We start from the raw sequence: 17,295 nt of genomic DNA, 5'->3' as shown, positions 1-17,295 counted from the left end.
CATCGTGCCTTTATGACACATTGGCACGGAGTGTCGGTTGTTCTTGGGTTCGCACGCTGGAATGAGCCTGTCCACAACGGCCGGGATTTGAGGTGAGCTTGCGGCGGAAGGAGCCTGGCCGTTGTGGACAGGCGGGATGCTGGGTCCCGGTGTCCATGGGTGCGGGAAAAGCCAGGGGCGCGATGGAGCTTTTGCCGTGCACATGTGGGCACGGGGACGCGGGCCGCATCCACGGTGGTGCGGTCGGTCATGGGCGCTCAGCTGACCGTGCGCAGCTCTGCCCAGTCGGTGGTGTAGCTAGGAGAAAGGTCGGCCTGCCGGCTGCGCCATGGGGCAGGGGAGTGGGTGCCGAGTCGGCCCAAAGCGAGGGTGGCACTGCCAAAGCGACGGTTCACGGCGTCGATCAACTCACCGAGGGGTGCTGGTTGTTCGATGACGCCGGGCAGCACGGGCACGGCCCCCTCGGGGGCGAGGTCCATGCAGAGGATGCCGGCGCGCATGTACTGCATCCCGTGCATGAGCTTGGGCACCAGGGCCGCCCGAGCGGCGGCCACCAGGGGAGTGGGCTCGTTGGTGGGCACGGCCAGGCGCACGTGCGCGGAGACGTTATGCGTGGGCCCGGGCCGATGCGGGGAGGTGGTGGCGAAGACGGTGAAGCGCCCAGTGACCTCGCTTTCTTTGCGCAGCCGGCGGGAGGCGCGCTGGGCGAACTCGGCCACCGCGGCCCCGACGATCTCCGGGTCCCAGATGGGGTCCGGGAAGGACCGGGAGACCAGGATCTGCTGCTTGGTGGCCACCTCGTCCTCGACGGGGATAGCGGGGAAACCGTTGAGCTCCAGGACAGTGCGCATCTGCACCACGGAGAACTTGTGGCGGATGGCCGCCGGGTCGGCATCACGCAGCTGGGCGATGGTCTGGATTCCCATCGCCTCCAGCCGCTTGGCCAGCCTTTCGGCGATGCCCCAGACCTCGGTGACCGGCAGGGCCGCCATGAGCCAATCCCAGTACCCCTCCGGCGCCTGGTCCCAGTGCACCACTCCACCGGTGGCGGGCAGCTTCTTCGCGGCCTCGGTGGCGATCTTCGCCCGCGTCTTCGAACTCGCAATCCCGATGCTCACCGGCAGCCCGACATTGCGGGCCACGGTGGCTTTGAGCCGGCGCGCCCACCGCACCTGTTCTGCGGGTGTCCCGTCGGGTGGGATGAGGAAGCATTCGTCGATGGAGTACACCTCCTGCCCCCGCGCGTGGCGTGCCAGCAGCAGCATCACCCGCTCGGACAGGTCGGCGTAGAGCTGGTAGTTGGAGGACCGTTTTTCCAGTCCCCACCGGGCCGCATTGGCGCGCAGCTGGAACCAGGGGTCACCCATCTTGATCCCCAGGGCCTTCGCCTCCGCAGAACGGGCGACGACACAGCCGTCGTTGTTGGAGAGCACCACCAGCGGCTTACCCGCCAGAGAGGGCTCGAACAGTGCCTCACAGGAAGCATAGAAATTATTGACGTCCACCAGGGCAATCACCGGTTACCACCTTGTCTGGCCCGGCTAATGCAGTTTCCGGGAATGGACATGGTGGATCGAGTAGGTCACCACACCCCACACCTGGAGCTGGGTCATCGAGGGAATCGTGATGTCGGGATAAGCGGGATTCTCCGCGTGGAGGACCACGCCGTGTTCGTAGACGTGCAGGCGTTTGACGGTGAACTCGTCGTCGTAGACGGCGATCACCACATCACCGTGTTTGGGGGTGATGGATCGGTCCACGAGGATTTCGTCCCCGTGGTAGATCCCTGCTCCTTCCATGGAGTCTCCGGTGACCCGGAATGCGTAGGTGGAGGTGACGTCTCTGATCAGGACCTCGTTGAGGTCGATCCGGCCGTCGTCAAAGCTGTCCTGGGCAGGGGAGGGGAAGCCAGCCGGGACTCGGACCAGGACCGCAGAGACCAGCACAGGGCGGTCAATGGTGAGCGGAACTGGGTGTCTCATGCCGCCAGGATAGAACACCTATTCGATAGTCAGGCCAATATGTGCATTTAGTTCGTATACATATGCGGTTTGACTAGTGCTGACGGGGCGGATTCTCCCCCGCCGACCGGACACGCCAAGGGGGCCCGGCTATGGAACCGAGACGGACGCAGCAGCCGCTTGGTTTTGGCCGGCGGCGATCTGGGCGGCCCAGCGTTGCCGGAACGGTCGGCGGGGGCCAGGGGCGGGGGAGTTCGCTGGGACGGCCGCGGAGGCAGCGATGCGGGCCGTGTAGCGTTCGGCGGCCGCGCGTGCTGCCGCGCGGCGCTGGGCGGCCTCGGCGGCGACCCGCTGGTCGCGGGACCGCAGGGGGGTGCCGTCGGGGTGGGTCCAGGCGCGCATCCGGGCGGCCAGCCAGGCGGCGGGATTCTCGATGCCCTCCACGGTGAGGAAGCCGTAGCGGGTGCCCTGAGGCGTCCAGTCCAGGGCGGTGAGCACGTCGGCGATGGTCCACCCGGCCTCGAAGAACGGCTTGCACACGCTTCCAACGTGGGCGGTGGTGAGCTGGCGCAACACGATGGCCTCGTGCTGGAGCTCCAGGGCAGCCGCCCGCTGAGCCTCCTTCCGCGCCCGACGGGTCACCCGCCTCGTCAAGGGCTCCGTCGTTGCATGACGGGGCCATAGCGGGGCTGTACGACGGCTCAGGGCGGCGACCACCTCGCGCCGCTGTGCGGCGCGCTTTCGGGTGGGTCGCGGCGCAGCCGCGTCCTTCGGGGAAACCTCTTCGCGCGCGTGCGGGGAAAGACTCTCCCACTTCGTGGGGACCGGGGTGTCAGTTAGTTCCACAGGCTCAAGGGCCGGCTGCGGGGTGCTGTGGATGAGCGCGTAGACGGGGGCCTCGCCCTGGGTGCGGCCGGTGGCACGCGGGGTGCGCCCCGCGCTGCGGCCGGTGGCCACCACGGCCAGCAGCCCGCAGTCGCGCAGGTGGCGGATCACCCGCGCCACGGTGGAGCGGGAGCGATCGATCTTCGCAGCGACCCAGTCCCAGGTCGTGCGCCAGGTGCGCGAGGCGGGGTCCTGCTGGCGGCAGATGATCTCCACCACGGCCAGCAGGTTCGCCCGGGCATCGGCACGGATCAACTCCAGGCTGGGGTGCTCCAGCACGGCCCGGCGCCAGGCGGCGATGTGCTTGGCGAGCTGGCAACCCTTGGGCACCGCCCGCAGCACGACCGCCTTGGACTGCTCGTGTTCCACCCGCACCCGCCGGCGATGTGAGGGGAACTTCCCAGCGGTCTCGAGGGCAGCGTCAGGGGTGGAATGTGACCGAAAATCGGCGTGACTGAGTGAAGAGGGGTCCATTTGCGGACGCGCCTCAGGTACACTAGGGGACACAACAGTCCCCTGGTATTGGATTCATGACAGGTTCCGATTCAGTTAGCTGTTGGAACGGCTGTCGCGAGTTTGGCGACCTGAGACAGCCGAATGACTTCGACGGCCCGCCCTGCCAGGCGGGTCGTCAGTCGTTTAAGCGGAATTAGCCAGCGGTAGGCGCGGCTCCTCCCTGTTGTCGAGCTTGTTGGACCTTCCAGCGTCGCGGTCGATCAAGGCGCCGATGTATTCGGCCATGCTGAGCCCCGCCTGGTGCGATGCTTCGATCGCCGCGCGGTGCTGTTCTGGAGACACACGCGCCATCAGGGCCACCTTGTGGCCCTGCAACTTCGGCTGCTGGTACTCGGTCATGGGTCGATCATGGCATATCGACACTGCTACCGATAGCGGTATCAGGTGTGTCTCGGTGATTTTTCATCCCTCCGGTACACGAGTCAAGCAGCGATGGCCTGAGTCACCTACGGCCAGGCGCAAAGTGCTACGCGGCTTGCATCCACCCTAATACATGTTGAACATGTTCAACATAAACATGTTCAAGTTCCAGGTAGCCTGGAGGGCATGTCTTGGCTAGGGGGAACTGTTTCCCGTTCCGACTCCGATGTGCTGGCTGAGCTGCCGGACCATCTCACCTGGGAGGGTCTTCATCTGGAGGTGCAGCGTCGGCACGGCAAGCCCATCCACATCGAGCCGGCGCCGGCGTGGTTGGGTCAGGACGTCACGGGGTTGTGGCTGGAGATGGCTGAGCGGTCCTGGATTTTCCATGCTGCCGGGAAAAGCAAGCTGCTGCGCCGGCACGTGATCCTGCACGAGTACGGACACATCCTCCTCATGCACGGTGGATGCGAGCTGACGCTGGGGAACGCCTTCGCCCACATCGGGGGCTCCCGACGGATCAAGACCCTTCTCGGGCGGTCCTCGACCTGGACGGCCCAGGAGATCGCGGCAGAGAACGCCGCCACGAGGTTGGCCGCCCGACTGATCCAGCAGGTGGATCCTCTGCTCGAGGCCTTCTGATGAGCCTCGGAGCGGTGTTGAGTCTGCTCAAGGCCGTGGCGTTCCTCTTCGCCGCCGTGGCAGTGGTCGTTCGTCTGCCACGAGTGGCGCGGCGACGCCGAGTGGACTTCGTCTGGGTGGGCACGGCGTTGGCGGCGCTGGCCTTCTCGGCCAACGGGGTCATGGTTCCCGAACGGACCGTGGATGCGTGGCTGGGCGGGGAGAACATCTTCCATTTGGTGCGCAACCTGCTCGCACTCAGCGCCGTATGGTGCCTGCGGGCGGCCCTCGTCCAGTCCCTGCAACGCAGGGACTGGAGCCGGTCGCGGACATTGCGGGAGGCCGCCATAGGTAGCGCCTTGCTGCTGGGACTGACGGCAGCGTTCTTCTCGATCGACCGGGGCCCGACCTCGGGAGCGTTCATTCCGGACCACCTTGCCCAGGGCGGCACACTGGTTTACACGCTGCTCATCATGGTGATGGGAGCCTGGAACGCCGCCGATGTTGCCCGTGTCGCCTTCCGGGAACTCACCCTGCGCCAGCATGGGCACGACCGCCTGCTGTGGCCGGGGCTGCTCGGCCTGGGTGTGGGAGGTTCCCTGCTCGTGCTCGGCTGCACGCTCGAGGCCGGCTACGCAGTCCTCGGGTATTCAGACACGTGGGATGCTGTAGCTGTGGCCCTGCGGGCCTCGTTCGGCCCGGTCTTCCTGCCCGGGGCTGTGCTGGTGTGCTTGGCCGTGGCGTGGCTGGGTCTCTACGCCCAAGGCCGGCGCCTGAAGATGGGTCTGCGCATGGACATCCTGAGGATCGCCCCGGTGTGGGCCCAACTCGGCGCGGACCGGTGGAGCCCTGGTGGACGCCCTCCGGGTTGGTCCAGCGCTCTGTCGGCTGATCCCCAGAAGGTTCTCTACAGTGCCGTCATTGCCGTCGAAGACGCCCTGCGGGCAGAGAACGCGGGCCTGTCGGAAAAGCAACGGTGTGCCCTGCAGGCCGCCGAGAGGAGATTTGAACTCACATCATGAGCACCTCGATCGTCGTCCCCCGCTGGGAGAGAACCGCCACGGAAGCCTTCCAGCCACCGGTGCTGCTGGCGGCACTGCTCATCGCGCTGCCCTGGGGGGCGAACCCATCTGCGGTCTCGCTGTGGTGGGGAATCAGCGCGGCCCTGATCGTATGCGGGGTTCCGCTGGCCGTGGTCCTCCTGCTGGTGCGCCGTGGGGTCCTCACTGACCACCACGTGAGCGTGAAGGAGCACCGCCGACCGGTGATGGCCGGGGTGCTGGTGCTGGTCCTCAGCTACCTCACGGCGGCGATCCTGCTGCAGGGACCGATCGAGATCGTGGCGCTGCTCGTGGCCACGTTCCTGGCCGGGCTGGTGATCGCTGTGGTGAGTCCGTGGTGGAAGATCTCCGGGCACGGCATGATGATGGGCGGAACTATTGTTGCCCTGACAACATCCTGGGGTGTGATCGGGCTGCTGTTCGTTCCGGTGGGCCTGGCGGTGTGCTGGAGCCGCATCCGGCTCCAGGACCACACCGGTCCGCAGGTGATTTCAGGCTTCATCTACGGGCTGGCCTTCCTGGGCAGCATCTACGCCTGGATCGTGACATGAGGAGAAACCACGTGGGGGACGCCAACCGGGAACGCTCAGCCCAGATCTTGGCCGACAAGATCAACCTGCTGTTGGATACCCTGCGCACCGAAGCCGGCCAGCCCTACGACTTCACCACGATCCAGCAAGGCCTCAAAGACCGCGGCGTGGCCATCTCACGCACGAAATGGCACTACCTCAAGACCGCAGACACCCGGGTGCGTCCCGACGAGAAACTGCTCCGGGCGCTGGGGGAAGTGTTCGGGGTGGACCCGAGATACCTCGTGCAGGAAGATGGGCCGCTCCCTCAGCAGGTTGAGCAAGAACTCCACACGGTCCGCGCCCTCCGGCGAGCCGAGGTCCGCAACTTCGCCGCCCGGGCTCTCGGTCAGATCGATCCTGAAGGGCTTCAGGCGATCCTGGACGTCATCGAGAAGAAGGAAAGTTCCTCTCGGGACGACTCCACACAGTAGGTAAAAGAGGCTGGCCCCGCCACAACGGCAGGGCCGGCCTCCTTCGTTCATCTACCTACTCGGCGTCACCCATGTCGCGGGACTGATGGCCGACGACTTCCCACTGGCCGTCGTGCTCCTCGAGGTAGAGGGTGACCTGCCGACGACCCGTTTCGTGGACGGTGGCCCCGTCGCGGGTATTCCAGGTCCATTCCACGGTGTAGGCGCGGATGGCCTTGTCCGGAGCGACGTCCTGATTGACGTCGCCGTGGACGGGGACGATGGTGGGTGCGCTGTACCCCTGGTGCTCAGCGGCCGCGAGCCACGGGGCACCTGCTGCGTTGCGTTCGGGCTCGACCTGATGCGCGGCCCAGTCGGCGGACATTAGCGGCTTGGCCCGGATCGCGGCAGCGGTCTCGGTGCGGTCGGTGGCGGTGTCCCAGAAATGGAGCATCAGGGCGGCGACCTCGGCGGTGGAATCCACGTCGGTTCGGTCGGCGTCGTCCGGGGTGGCGAAAGTTCCCTCGCCCAGTTGTGGCGGCGCGGTGGAGGCGGTGGCTTCTGGGGAACTTTGCTGGGCCTCGCTGGGCGAGTCGCAGGCGGTAAGCGGCAATGCGCACAGCAGCAGGGTTGCGGCGAGGCTGAATGGGTGGCGCATCATCTCGGCCACGCACCTTTCTCTTTGAGGATGGGCTCGGGGTCGAGGTTGTGCCCTTGGTAGGGAAAGACGAGGTCGGGGGCGCCGGGCTTGTAGATCTCAAAGTGCAGGTGGGTGGCCATGCCGAAGCGTCCGCGGTTGCCCTCGACGCCGATGATGTCCCCGCGTTTGAGCTTCTGGTCCTTGGTCACGTCCCAGGAGTGCAGGTGACAGAACGCGAAGCCGAAGTCGGGGTCGGACCCGTTCTCTTTGGCGATAACGCAGCCATCGGCGGCGTTGAACCCGGTGATTCGCAGGCTGGTGGGGGCAACGACGACTCCACCGCTGCCGTTGCCGGCCCCAGGGGTGGCGATGTCCACGCCCACGTGCTGGTTGGCCCAGGACGGGACACCGGCCAGGGCGCGGCCGCCGTAACCGGAGGTGAAGACACCGCCGGGCAGCGGGGTCGTCCATTGCCCGTCACCGAGGTCGCCGTCCCAGGCCCTGGCACCGGTAGGAGCCTTGCAGCCGGCGGAGAAGTTCCCCTGGGCGCCGTCGAGGATTTTCTCGATGTACTGCTGGGTCTCCGGGTAGGGCGGGACGCCGTGGTGCTGCTGCACCGCACCGGGTCCGGCGTTGTAGGCGGCCAGGGTCAGCCGCACGAGCTCATCCGGATCGTCCCCGGCGATGGGCTGAACTTGGCTTTTCAGGGCTGCCATGTAGCGGCCCAGGGCAGCGATGGCATCTTCGGGATCGAAGGGGTTGCCGCCGCGGCCGTAGGTGTTCCAGGTCGAGGGCATGAACTGGGCCAGGCCCTGGGCGCCGACGGGACTGGTGGTGTCCGGATTCCACCCGGACTCCTGGGCCAGTTGCGCGGCGACCAGACTGGCCGACAGTCCGGCTTGTCTGGCGGCCGCGTCCACGAGCGGCCCCCAGCCGTTGGGAACGGACACCACATTGGCCTTCTCGTTGGTGCCGACGGCGGTGGCCGTGCAGCTGCTGGACAGGCCCGCGGCGTCTTCATCCTCGGCCAGGGTGGCCACGAGCATGGTCACGGTCATGATCAGGCCCACCAGCAGTCCGGGAAGAAGCAGCGCCGCCACGCCGAGGGTTCGGGGGCGGGGCCCTGCCATCAGAAGCCTTGGGAGACCAGGGCCGCGGCGTGCAGCCAGGCCCGGCGGGTGGCTGGACGTAGTTGTCGGTGGTGGATGCGGCCCTGCACCAGGTGCGGGTCGAAGGGGACGATGGCCACCTCACGCACGAACGGGGCGTACTCCTGGGCAATGGCGTGGGCCTTGGTGCTGTGCGAGGGCATCAGCTCGGAGATGACCACGACGGCGTTGCGGGCCAGTTCCCCGGCATGGGGGCCTCCGGCGTGCAGGGCCTTGAGGGCGTTGACCCCGCCCTGGGCCTTGTCGGACTCGGTGGTGGTGGCGATGACGATCTGGTCGGTGTGGGCGATCATGTGCGCCCAGTTCTCGCCCCGGGTGGAGTTGCCGCTGTCCATGATGACGAGCCGGTAGTACTTCTCGGCGACCCGGTGCAAGGCGTCCACCTCGGCCCCGGTGATTTCGTGGGTATTGGACGGCGATTCGTCGGAGCGCAGGACGTCGTAGGCATCCTGGGCTTGGTGGTGGACGAAGGCGGCCAGCTCGGCCGCTTTGGCTTCGGCGGTGAGGAAGTGATTGGCGTGGTGGAGAAGGTCCAGTGCGGTGGAGTCGTGGCCGGCGCCGTCGGTGCGCCAGCCCAGGGAACCCATGGCTTCGTTGTTGTCCCAGGCGAGCACGCCGGCCCCGCCGTGGCGGGCGAACTGGGCGGCGAGCAGGGCAACGGTGGGGGTCTTGTTGGCACCGCCCTTCTGGTTGACGACCGCGATGGTGCGGGAGCCGATCCAGTGCCGTGAGACCGCGGCCAGGTCTTCTCGTTCGGCTACTTCCCCAGGCCCGGGGGGCAGGTGCATCCCGATGCGGTTGAGCATTCCGCGCCAGCCGTGGGTGGCTGGTGCGTCGGCCAGGGAGCTGTCGGTGGCGATGAAACTGGGGGCGGAGTCGATGTCCCAGACGGTCGTGTCCGATGATTGCAGCGCCGGGGCGCTGGAGGGCATGGACTTTGCCTGCATGGGACGGGGCTGCGACGCGTTCTCGAGAGTCGGCGTGACGATAGTGGAAGGCATCGGCTCGGCTTCCTCAAAAGAGGAACTTTCGGACTCGGTTAGCAGTGGCTCTGGGGCCGACTCGGCGGGCACGAGCTCATCGAGGCTGACCGCACGGCTGCCTCGACGCCCGGTCCGAGAGGGACGGGTGGCCGTCCCGTCGGTGGAGACCTCCCCGTCAGGTCCAACGATCAGGTAGGTCTCGAGTTCGCTTCCCGAAGACGGGTCGACGGCTACGACTTTGACGGGCCGACCCAAGATACGCGCGGTCTCGGTTAGCTGGGCAATGGCGTCGTCCATCGAGTTCAGGGGGGTCACCACACCGTCGATGGAGACTTCAACGGTGTCGTCATCGGTGATCGTTGCGGTGCATCGCGGACGGTCGAGCGCCTGCGCCATGGGGATGCCTTTCGTATCAGTCGGTATCCCCCACTCCGAGGTTGGGCTGCTGAGAGACGTTGTAGTGAGCACGCAGGTGCTCTTTCACGTCGTCCCGGAGGATGATCCAGTGCGAGCCCAGCTGTATGGCTGGCACCCGCCCATCCCTCAGCCACCGGTAGGTCACCGTGGTGCTGGACAGCCCCAGAACCTCGGTCAGCTGGGCCACGGTGAGTCGCTCGGGCAGCCCGTTGAAGAGTCTGTCCAGCGACTCAGTCATGGAGAGCGCTCCGGCGATCACGGCGGCTCCGGTAGATCAGAGTGGGAAAAAGTTGCTTACGGTTGCACACCATAGCTCGAAACCGCCTATAGTTGAACATGTTCAATTCATTTCCGTGGGTGACCCATGAAGATGCACCTCGGTGCACTGGATTCAACTTAGGAGCCTAGATGGGCAATCGGTGGACGGGGTTCGTCGCACCCGGCACGGGGACCCAGACGGTCTCGCTCCTGGAGGAGACCCATCCTGAGCCGCCCCCGGTGCTTCGGGGGGCGCAGGCGCCCCAGCAGGGTATTTCCGCACTGGACGGCGACAGACGGCTCGAACGGTTCCCCACGTCCTCCGCTGGTCCGTACTGGCTAGGCGCCCATGGCGGAGCGGGAGAGACCACCTTCCGGGAGCTGCTGGGCGGTGTCGAATGCCATCACCGTTGGCCTTCTCCCACCCCAGAGGCACCACCTGCTGTCGTTGTCCTTCTTGCCCGACAGACGCATCGCGGGTTGGAAGCAGCTCGACATGCCGCCCAGGACTGGGCCTCCGGGCAACACCCGGAGGTAGTGCTCGCGGGGTTGGTGATCGTGGCCGGCACCCCGGGCAAGACCCCGAAACCCCTAGTAGCAGCGACCCGCGTGATTTCCGGTGGTGTCCCCTCCACCTGGGTGATGCCGTGGATCGAAGAACTCCGACTCACCGGAGCCACGGACTGGGAGTCCATGGCCCGTGAGCCGAGGAAAGTCCTCACCGCCCTCGGTGAGGCAGTCGATGAACTCATCTCCGAGAGGACCCCCCAATGATCGACCTCGTACTTGCCGCCCAGGACACCGTGCTGGCGTTGCCGGCCAACCTGCCCGACTCCAGCCCCCTGGCCCCTCCCGGCATCGGCGACACCTGGAACCGCATGGTCGGTGTCGGCAAATGGATCGCCCTGGGCATCGCCGTGCTGGGCCTGCTGGTGGTCGGCGGAAAGATGGCCTTCGACGCCCGCCGCGGAGAGACCACTGAAGAAGTATCCGGGATCATCAAGATCGTCCTGGCCGTGGCTCTGATCTCCGGTGGAGCCTCGATCCTGACCTTCATCGCCGGGGCATAACCACCACCAGACGCAGCCCCCACACACGAGGAGCAACACGTGACAGACCACATCGAGACCGACGACAACAGCACATGGTGGAAGACCCCCCGCTTCCTCATCTCAGCCGTTCTCGTCGCGATGCTGATCGTGCTGGGCGTGGTCCTGTGGCTGTGGCCCGAGGGAGAAGAGCCCACCCAAGCCGCCCCGGCGCCAGCCACCACCGCCGAACCGGTGGCGGACGGGGAGTCGGAGTGCGGTTTGGACGCCACCGGCGGCACCACTCTCACGAAAGCGCCGGAGGACGTCGAGTGGACAGCTCTTGGGGCGATCTACGCACCGTCCTCGGAGGAGCACGGACCGGGCACCGTGGACGAGTCGACGGGTGTGCGCTCCTGCTACTCCCACACTCCTGAAGGGGCGTTGCTGACGACGGCGAACATGCTGGCCTCGAGCAACGATCCCCAGCTTCTGCTGGACACCCTCAAGGAGCTTGCCATTGAGGGCCCCGGTAAGGACATCGCCGTGGGGCAGGTCCAGCAGCGGGTCTCCGCGGGGGATGCTTCCACGGTCCCGGTCGAGGTTGCCGGCTTCCGACTGCTTTCGTACACGGGCGAGCGAGCCACGGTCGAGGTCGTACTGGCAGGAGACGACGGGACCGAGAAGACATACATCACCAGTAGCGCAGACCTCATGTGGCAAGACGGCGATTGGCGCTTCGCCCTGCAGGACAACGGCGACACAGGCCCCGTCTCCGGCCAGGTGTCAGACCTGAACGGGTACATCGAGTGGGGACCCCACGATGGCTGAGGAAGAGAAGTGCTTCGCACTCGATGGCTTCTGCAAGGTCAAGGAAGGAGTCAGCGACGCACTCACCGGAGCGGCCGGTGATGCGCTGGATCAGATCGCCGACGGTGTGACCGCTGCGGTGGTCGACACGATCGCCTCCCTGGGCTCCATGTGGACTCGGATCGGCAGCGCCAACCTCACCAGCAACAGTGCACCCGCCTCCCAGGCTCCGGCGCGTGGGGAGTTCAACGCCTACATCGACCTGCTGCTGAGCTACGCGAGCTGGATCGGGCTGGGGGTGTGCGTGTTCGGGGTGCTGTTCCTGGGCATCGTGTTGGCCACCAACGCCCGCCGCGGCGACGGGGCCGGCCTGGTGAACACGGCCACCGTGCTGGCCTCCGGGGCGGCGCTGATCGGTGGGGCCACCAGCCTGATCGGCTTCCTCGTCCCCGCCCGGGCGGGGAACCTGTCCGGGTCGGTGGGCTTCATCCAGGACCAGACCTTCTACCTCACCCTGGCCGTGGCCGCGCTGAGCGTGATGATCGCCGGGGCTCAGATGGCCTGGACCCAGCGTGCTGAACCGGCCCGCGACCTGCTGAAGAATCTGCTCACCCTGGCCGTGGTGACCGCCTCCGGGGTGACGATCCTCAACGTCCTGGTGGCCGGCACCGACGCCCTGGCCGTACAGATCATCGACTCCGCCCTCGGGGAGGACTTCCAGACCGATGTGCTCAAGCTGTTGGCCCTGGACAACGCCACCAGTGCCGGTGCGGCGGCTCCGGTGTGGTTGGGCGGCAACGTCATCCTCATCATCGTCGGCGGGGTCGTGGCGATCGTCGTGAACCTCATCCAGTTGATGCTGATGGTGCTGCGCACCGGGATGCTGTTCCTGATGGCCGGGATCCTGCCGCTCTCGGCCGCGTTCCTGAACACCGAGACGGGCAAGAACTTCTTCCAGAAGGTCATTGCCTGGACCCTGGCCTTCGCCTTCTACAAGCCCGCTGCGGCCCTGATTTACGGGTTGGCGATCAAGATGTCCACCACCGGGGTGTGGGAGGACTCCGGCAGCGGGCTGATCCAGTTCGCCGCCGGGCTGATGATGATCGTCGCCTCCGTGTTCGCCTTGCCCGTGCTGATCGGGTTCCTCAGTCCCGTGCTGGGCTCGATGTCCTCCTCCGGTGGTGGTGGCGGGGCGCTGGGGATCGCGGCGATGGGCGCGGCGATCCCGCAGGGCGCCTCTCACCTGGCTCGGTCGGGGCGTGGCTTCGGCTCCGACTCCTCCGCATCGCCGTCGCAGTCCTCCGTCTCCTCCAAGGGCGGGCCCATGTCCCCAGCGTCTGGACCGTCCTCGAGCACCGGAGCCACCGGTGCTACGGGGGCCAGCGCTACAGGAACTGCGGGCACCGCAAGCACCGCTGGTGCTGCTGCAGCTGGCGCAGCTGCTGCTCCCGTCGCTGCGGGCATGGCAGCCGCCAACGCCGCGCAGAAGACCGGCGAAGCAGTCACCGAGGCCACTCAGTCCAGCGCCGGAGGCAGCCCCTCCGAAACCTCCTCGAGTGGCGGATCAGCCGGGGCAGGTGCCCAACCTGCGACTGGTTCAAGCGGCAGTGGAGCGACCACCTCCCGCACAGGCGCCGACCCGTCTCCGGGCAGCAGCGCAGGAGCACGACCCACCCCGGGCAGCGGCACCGGGGCCCGACCCATCCCGAGCAGTGGTGCCGGCACCAGTCCCACGGGATCACGTACCGGTGCGCGGCCGACCGGCACCGCCGGCACGGGACAGACGGCCAAGGCCGCACAGCAGCAGGTACGTGCGTTCAAGGCGCAGATTGCCAACGAGACCGGAAACGAGGCCCGCCCTGATGGCGCAGACCGAAGCTAGAACGGACGAGAACCGTCCGCGGGTGTACGGCAACTTCCGCACCCCGACCTCCAAGGGCCTGGCCGGGCTCTCGACCGCTGGCACCGTGCTGCTGATCGGTGGGGTCCTCGGCGGGATCCTGCTGATGATGCTCAACATGTGGCTGGTCGCCCTGGCCTTCGAGGCCGTGATCCTCACCCTGATCGCGCTCTCGATGCAGAAGAACAAGCACGGGCGCACCCTCATCGAACGCATCGTGCGCCGCGCCGGGTGGGCCAACACCGTCTACGCCGGCGCCAACGTCTACCGGGCCGGGCCCGTGTCCCGGGTGCCGGAGGGCACGACGAAGCTGCCCGGGATCTCGGCCCGGTCGAAGATCACCGAGCACGTCGACGGCTACGGCCGCCCCTTCGCCCTGCTCGAGGTCCCGCAAAAGCACCACTACACCGTGGTGTTCTCCTCCGAGCCCGATGGCGGGGGCATGGTCGATCAGGAGCACATCAACCGGTGGGTGGACCGCTGGGCGCACTGGCTGGGCATGCTCACCGACGAACCGGGACTGACCGCGGCCTCGGTGACGATCGAGACCGCCCCGGACTCCGGGTACCGGCTTGCCCGGAAGATCGAAGCCCGCATGGCCGAGAACGCCCCGGCCTTCGCCCGCGACGTCATCAACGAGACCGTGCAGATGCTGCCCACCGGCGCCACCGTCACCCGGGCCTACATCGCGGTGACCTTCAAAGCCTCCGTGCGGGCCGGCGGGCGCATCCGCAACGCAGCCGAGGTCGCCGATGATCTGGCGGCGCGGTTGCCCAACCTCACCCTGTCCCTCAACGACACAGGAGCCGGCGTAGCCGCACCATTGACAGCGCAGCAGCTGTGCGAGGTCATCCGGGTGGCCTACGACCCGGCCGAGGCCATCCTCTTCGACCGGGCCCACGCCGTCGGCAAGGCCCCGGAGCTGGACTGGAGTGAGGTCGGCCCGCAGGCCGCCGACACCTTCTGGGACTGCTACCACCACAACAACTCCTGGTCGAAGTCCTGGGCGATGTCGGTGCCCCCGCGCTCCACCGTCCAGGCCAACGTGCTCCAAGCCCTCATCGCCCCGAACCCGGAGCTGGTGCGCAAGCGCGTCACGCTGCTCTACCGCCCCATTGATCCGGCGAGGGCGGCGCAGATGGTGGAAACAGATATCAACACCGCCACCTTCAACGCCTCCTCCCGCAACCGGGCGACGGCCCGGGACACCCGCGAAACCCGCGCGGCCCAGGCCACCGCCGCTGAGGAGGCCGACGGGGCGGGGCTGTTGAACTTCGGGCTGGTGGTCACCGCCACCGTCCGCACCAAAGCGGAGTTGGATGAGGCCGAGGCCATCATCGAGAACCTCGGGACCTCGGCGAGGATCCGCCTGGAGGAGGCCTACGGCGCCCAGGACTCCGCCTTCGCCGCCGGCCTGCCCCTCGGTGTGGTCATCCCGGACCACCTGGCCCTGCCTTCGACCGTGAGGAACGCCCTCTGATGAGCACCAAGGCCCGTAAGCAGATCATCCTCCCGGCCAGCCGGGGTGCCGCCTCGACCACCGTCCTGGACCGTGCCTTCGCCCGGACGAAGCTGGGCAAGGTGTTCGCCAAGCCCCAGCGCACCGGCAGCACCTCCGTCACCGCCTCCTCCGCCCGTCGCCCGGGTCCGCGGGGCCACAAGGGCCGAGGCCTGGGCGAGGCGCAGCTGCTGCACCCGATCCGGGAGATGCGCGGCACCAACTACCAGGTGTGCGGGCTCTTCCCCTTCCCCATGGGCGGGGGCTCCCCGTTGGAAGGGGTGCCGTTGGGGCGGAACCTGCTGTCGGGGGAGCCGGTGTGCTGTGACCCGATCTCCTGGTTCCAGAAGCTGCGGGTGATCGCCAACCCCTCGGCCTTCATCATGGCCAACCCCGGGCTGGGCAAGTCCTCCCTGCTGCGGCGGATGGCCATCGGGCTGGCCGCCTTCGGGGTGTGGCCGATGGTGCTCGGCGACATCAAGGGCGAACACGTCGCCATGATCGAGGCCCTGGGCGGGGCCGTCTTACCGCTGGGCCGCGGGGTGGGCCACATCAACCCGCTCGATGACGCCGGCGCCGTGGCGGCGGCCAAGCTGCTCTCTGCGGCCAAGGCGGAGGAGCTGCTGGCCGATCTGCACACCCGGCGCTTCGACCTGATCCGGTCGCTGATCGCGATTCTGCGCAAGAAGCCGCTGGACGAGCGCGAGGATCAGATCCTGGATCGGTGCCTCACTGTCCTGGAAGCCCGCCACACCGTATCCGGCACGGTCCCGGTCATGGCGGATTTGCGCCAGGTGCTCAAGGACAAGCCGGTCGAGGTGCGCGAGGTCTCCCTGGACCGCGGCAACGATGAGCGTTACGAGGCCATCACGGAGGGTCTGGAGTCCTCGCTGAATTCCTTGTGCGGGACCGGGGCGTTTGGGCAGATGTTCGCCCGCCCCTCCACCAACAAGATCGACGCCTCGAGGCCGATGGTCTTCGACCTCTCGCGGATCTCCCAGTCCGAGTCCGATCTGCGGGCGGCCACTCTATTGGCGTGCTGGTCGGTTGGCACCGGAACGGTGCGGACCTCCAACATGCTCGCCGATGACGGGGTGATTGAGCGGCAGCGGTTCCTGCTCATCCTCGATGAGCTGTGGAACACCCTGGCGGCCGGGCCCGGCATCGTGGATCAGGTCAACGCGCTGACCCGTCTGAACCGGGAGATGGGGGTCGGGCAGATCATGGCCTCCCACACCCCGTCTGACCTGATGGCCGTCCGCGGTGAGGAGGACCGCGCGAAGGCCAAGGGCATCATGGACCGCTGCGGGATCAAGATCCTCGGCGGGCTGGCCAAATCCGAGATGCCGCTGCTGACCGAGTCCGTGCCGCTGTCGATGCGCGAGCAGGAACAGCTCGCCGCCTGGCAGGACCCGCCCGCCTGGAACCGCCGCGGCGACGAGGAGATCCAGTACACCAACGACGACGTGTACACCCCCACCGACGCATCGGCCATCAATGAGGCCGAGCTGCGGGCCTGGCTGGAAGACCCCGAGAACCGGGAATGGTACTTCGACGATCGCACCACCTCCCCGCCGCCGGGCCAGGGGAAGTTCTTCATCAAGGTCGGCGCGAGGGCGGGGATCCCGTTCTCGATGGAGTTCACCCCCACCGAGCGCCGGTCCCAGGTCCACGACACCGAGAAGAAGTGGCACGAGGCCAAGTCCCGCGCCGCCCAGGAGAGGGGCGAACGATGAGCTCCCTGGACCGCAAGTACAAGACCGGCGGCGGGGAGGTCGCCCTGCTGCTCACCCTGCTCTTCGCCCTAGTCGGTATCCCCGCGATCCTCTACGTGGTGAACACCGCCGGACATGCCCTGACTCCGCGTGCTAATTCGCTGCCCACCGGGTACTGGGAACGGTCCCTGGGCGTGGTCACCGGTGACCTCCCGTGGCGCACCACCGAGATCGTCTTGGCCGCCGCCCTCGGGCTGGTGGCGGCGGCACTGTTCGTGCTGTGGGGCTTCAAGCACCACCAGAAAGCGAAGAAGGTCGTCAAGCACGACCGTGCCGCACCGCGCATGGCATCGGTGCGCGACGTCGCCCCGTTCACCCAGAAGCAGGCGCGCGCCCAAGCGGCTCGCTTCGGCGTCGACACCCCGGGGGTGATGCTCGGGACGATGGTCCGCGGCGGACATACGTTGTACGCCTCCTGGGAGGACACCCTC

18 protein-coding genes and 1 pseudogene are annotated in these 17,295 nt (G+C 67.3%); 11 read left to right on the top strand and 8 right to left on the bottom strand.

Annotated features, from left to right (window positions below; translation table 11 throughout):
* Positions 1-257 precede the first annotated feature (257 nt).
* The 4 genes from RF640_RS14260 to RF640_RS14245 form a co-directional block, all read right to left on the bottom strand.
* Positions 258-1,517: a Y-family DNA polymerase gene (locus RF640_RS14260; protein WP_368828206.1), complete on the bottom strand. Its 1,260-nt coding sequence runs from the start codon at positions 1,515-1,517 to the stop codon at positions 258-260.
* Between the two features lie 24 nt (positions 1,518-1,541).
* Entirely contained in the window at positions 1,542-1,982 is a 441-nt protein-coding gene (locus RF640_RS14255) for a LexA family protein (protein WP_368828205.1), read from the bottom strand.
* A 129-nt stretch (positions 1,983-2,111) separates the two neighbouring features.
* Entirely contained in the window at positions 2,112-3,215 is a 1,104-nt protein-coding gene (locus RF640_RS14250; RefSeq protein WP_368828204.1) for a hypothetical protein, read from the bottom strand.
* A 270-nt stretch (positions 3,216-3,485) separates the two neighbouring features.
* A complete protein-coding gene (locus RF640_RS14245) occupies positions 3,486-3,701 on the bottom strand; it encodes a hypothetical protein (protein WP_047802221.1) in 216 nt (71 codons plus the stop codon).
* 249 nt (positions 3,702-3,950) lie between these two features.
* Here RF640_RS14245 and RF640_RS14240 point away from each other — a divergent pair, with 249 nt between their 5' ends.
* The 4 genes from RF640_RS14240 to RF640_RS14225 are packed head-to-tail and all read left to right on the top strand — an operon-like array spanning position 3,951 to position 6,407.
* Positions 3,951-4,364: a hypothetical protein gene (locus RF640_RS14240; RefSeq protein ID WP_368828203.1), complete on the top strand. Its 414-nt coding sequence runs from the start codon at positions 3,951-3,953 to the stop codon at positions 4,362-4,364.
* The gene (locus RF640_RS14235) at positions 4,364-5,365 is read left to right on the top strand and encodes a hypothetical protein (protein ID WP_368828201.1); all 1,002 of its coding nucleotides are present in this window, start codon (positions 4,364-4,366) and stop codon (positions 5,363-5,365) included. The genes RF640_RS14240 and RF640_RS14235 overlap by 1 nt, the downstream gene beginning before the upstream one ends.
* Positions 5,362-5,955 (top strand): hypothetical protein, encoded by a 594-nt coding sequence (locus tag RF640_RS14230; protein ID WP_368828200.1) that lies wholly within the window; start codon positions 5,362-5,364, stop codon positions 5,953-5,955. Before RF640_RS14235 ends, RF640_RS14230 begins: the two co-directional genes overlap by 4 nt.
* 11 nt (positions 5,956-5,966) lie before the next feature.
* On the top strand, positions 5,967-6,407 hold the full coding sequence (locus RF640_RS14225) for a hypothetical protein (protein ID WP_368828199.1): 441 nt from the start codon (positions 5,967-5,969) through the stop codon (positions 6,405-6,407).
* Positions 6,408-6,462: 55 nt separating this feature from the next.
* Here RF640_RS14225 and RF640_RS14220 read toward each other — a convergent pair whose 3' ends face one another.
* The 4 genes from RF640_RS14220 to RF640_RS14205 form a co-directional block, all read right to left on the bottom strand.
* Positions 6,463-7,047: a hypothetical protein gene (locus RF640_RS14220; protein WP_368828311.1), complete on the bottom strand. Its 585-nt coding sequence runs from the start codon at positions 7,045-7,047 to the stop codon at positions 6,463-6,465.
* Positions 7,044-8,156: a transglycosylase SLT domain-containing protein gene (locus RF640_RS14215; protein WP_368828198.1), complete on the bottom strand. Its 1,113-nt coding sequence runs from the start codon at positions 8,154-8,156 to the stop codon at positions 7,044-7,046. The genes RF640_RS14220 and RF640_RS14215 overlap by 4 nt, the downstream gene beginning before the upstream one ends.
* Positions 8,156-9,142 (bottom strand): hypothetical protein, encoded by a 987-nt coding sequence (locus tag RF640_RS14210; RefSeq protein ID WP_368828197.1) that lies wholly within the window; start codon positions 9,140-9,142, stop codon positions 8,156-8,158. Before RF640_RS14210 ends, RF640_RS14215 begins: the two co-directional genes overlap by 1 nt.
* Before the next feature lie 448 nt (positions 9,143-9,590).
* Positions 9,591-9,833 (bottom strand): helix-turn-helix domain-containing protein, encoded by a 243-nt coding sequence (locus RF640_RS14205; protein WP_251356605.1) that lies wholly within the window; start codon positions 9,831-9,833, stop codon positions 9,591-9,593.
* A gap of 170 nt (positions 9,834-10,003) precedes the next feature.
* Between RF640_RS14205 and RF640_RS14200 the strand changes: the two genes are divergently transcribed.
* The 7 genes and pseudogenes from RF640_RS14200 to RF640_RS14170 form a co-directional block, all read left to right on the top strand.
* Positions 10,004-10,627, top strand: coding sequence for a DUF6668 family protein (locus tag RF640_RS14200; protein WP_368828196.1), 624 nt, complete (start codon positions 10,004-10,006; stop codon positions 10,625-10,627).
* A complete protein-coding gene (locus RF640_RS14195; RefSeq protein WP_368801013.1) occupies positions 10,624-10,923 on the top strand; it encodes a hypothetical protein in 300 nt (99 codons plus the stop codon). The genes RF640_RS14200 and RF640_RS14195 overlap by 4 nt, the downstream gene beginning before the upstream one ends.
* A gap of 39 nt (positions 10,924-10,962) precedes the next feature.
* Positions 10,963-11,712: a hypothetical protein gene (locus RF640_RS14190; RefSeq protein ID WP_368828195.1), complete on the top strand. Its 750-nt coding sequence runs from the start codon at positions 10,963-10,965 to the stop codon at positions 11,710-11,712.
* Positions 11,705-13,573 (top strand): type IV secretion system protein, encoded by a 1,869-nt coding sequence (locus RF640_RS14185; protein WP_368828194.1) that lies wholly within the window; start codon positions 11,705-11,707, stop codon positions 13,571-13,573. Before RF640_RS14190 ends, RF640_RS14185 begins: the two co-directional genes overlap by 8 nt.
* Positions 13,554-15,071, top strand: coding sequence for an SCO6880 family protein (locus tag RF640_RS14180; RefSeq protein ID WP_368828193.1), 1,518 nt, complete (start codon positions 13,554-13,556; stop codon positions 15,069-15,071). Before RF640_RS14185 ends, RF640_RS14180 begins: the two co-directional genes overlap by 20 nt.
* Positions 15,071-16,825: an ATP/GTP-binding protein gene (locus RF640_RS14175; protein WP_368828192.1), complete on the top strand. Its 1,755-nt coding sequence runs from the start codon at positions 15,071-15,073 to the stop codon at positions 16,823-16,825. The genes RF640_RS14180 and RF640_RS14175 overlap by 1 nt, the downstream gene beginning before the upstream one ends.
* Positions 16,822-17,295, top strand: a pseudogene (locus RF640_RS14170) (conjugal transfer protein); the annotation flags it as partial. The gene RF640_RS14175 and the pseudogene RF640_RS14170, both read left to right, overlap by 4 nt.

The sequence above is a fragment of the Kocuria sp. CPCC 205231 genome, assembly GCF_040980965.1.
GTDB lineage: Bacteria > Actinomycetota > Actinomycetes > Actinomycetales > Micrococcaceae > Kocuria > Kocuria rosea.
The sequence above is the reverse complement of the archived record's forward strand: the minus strand, read 5'-3'. Positions and strand labels throughout refer to the sequence as shown.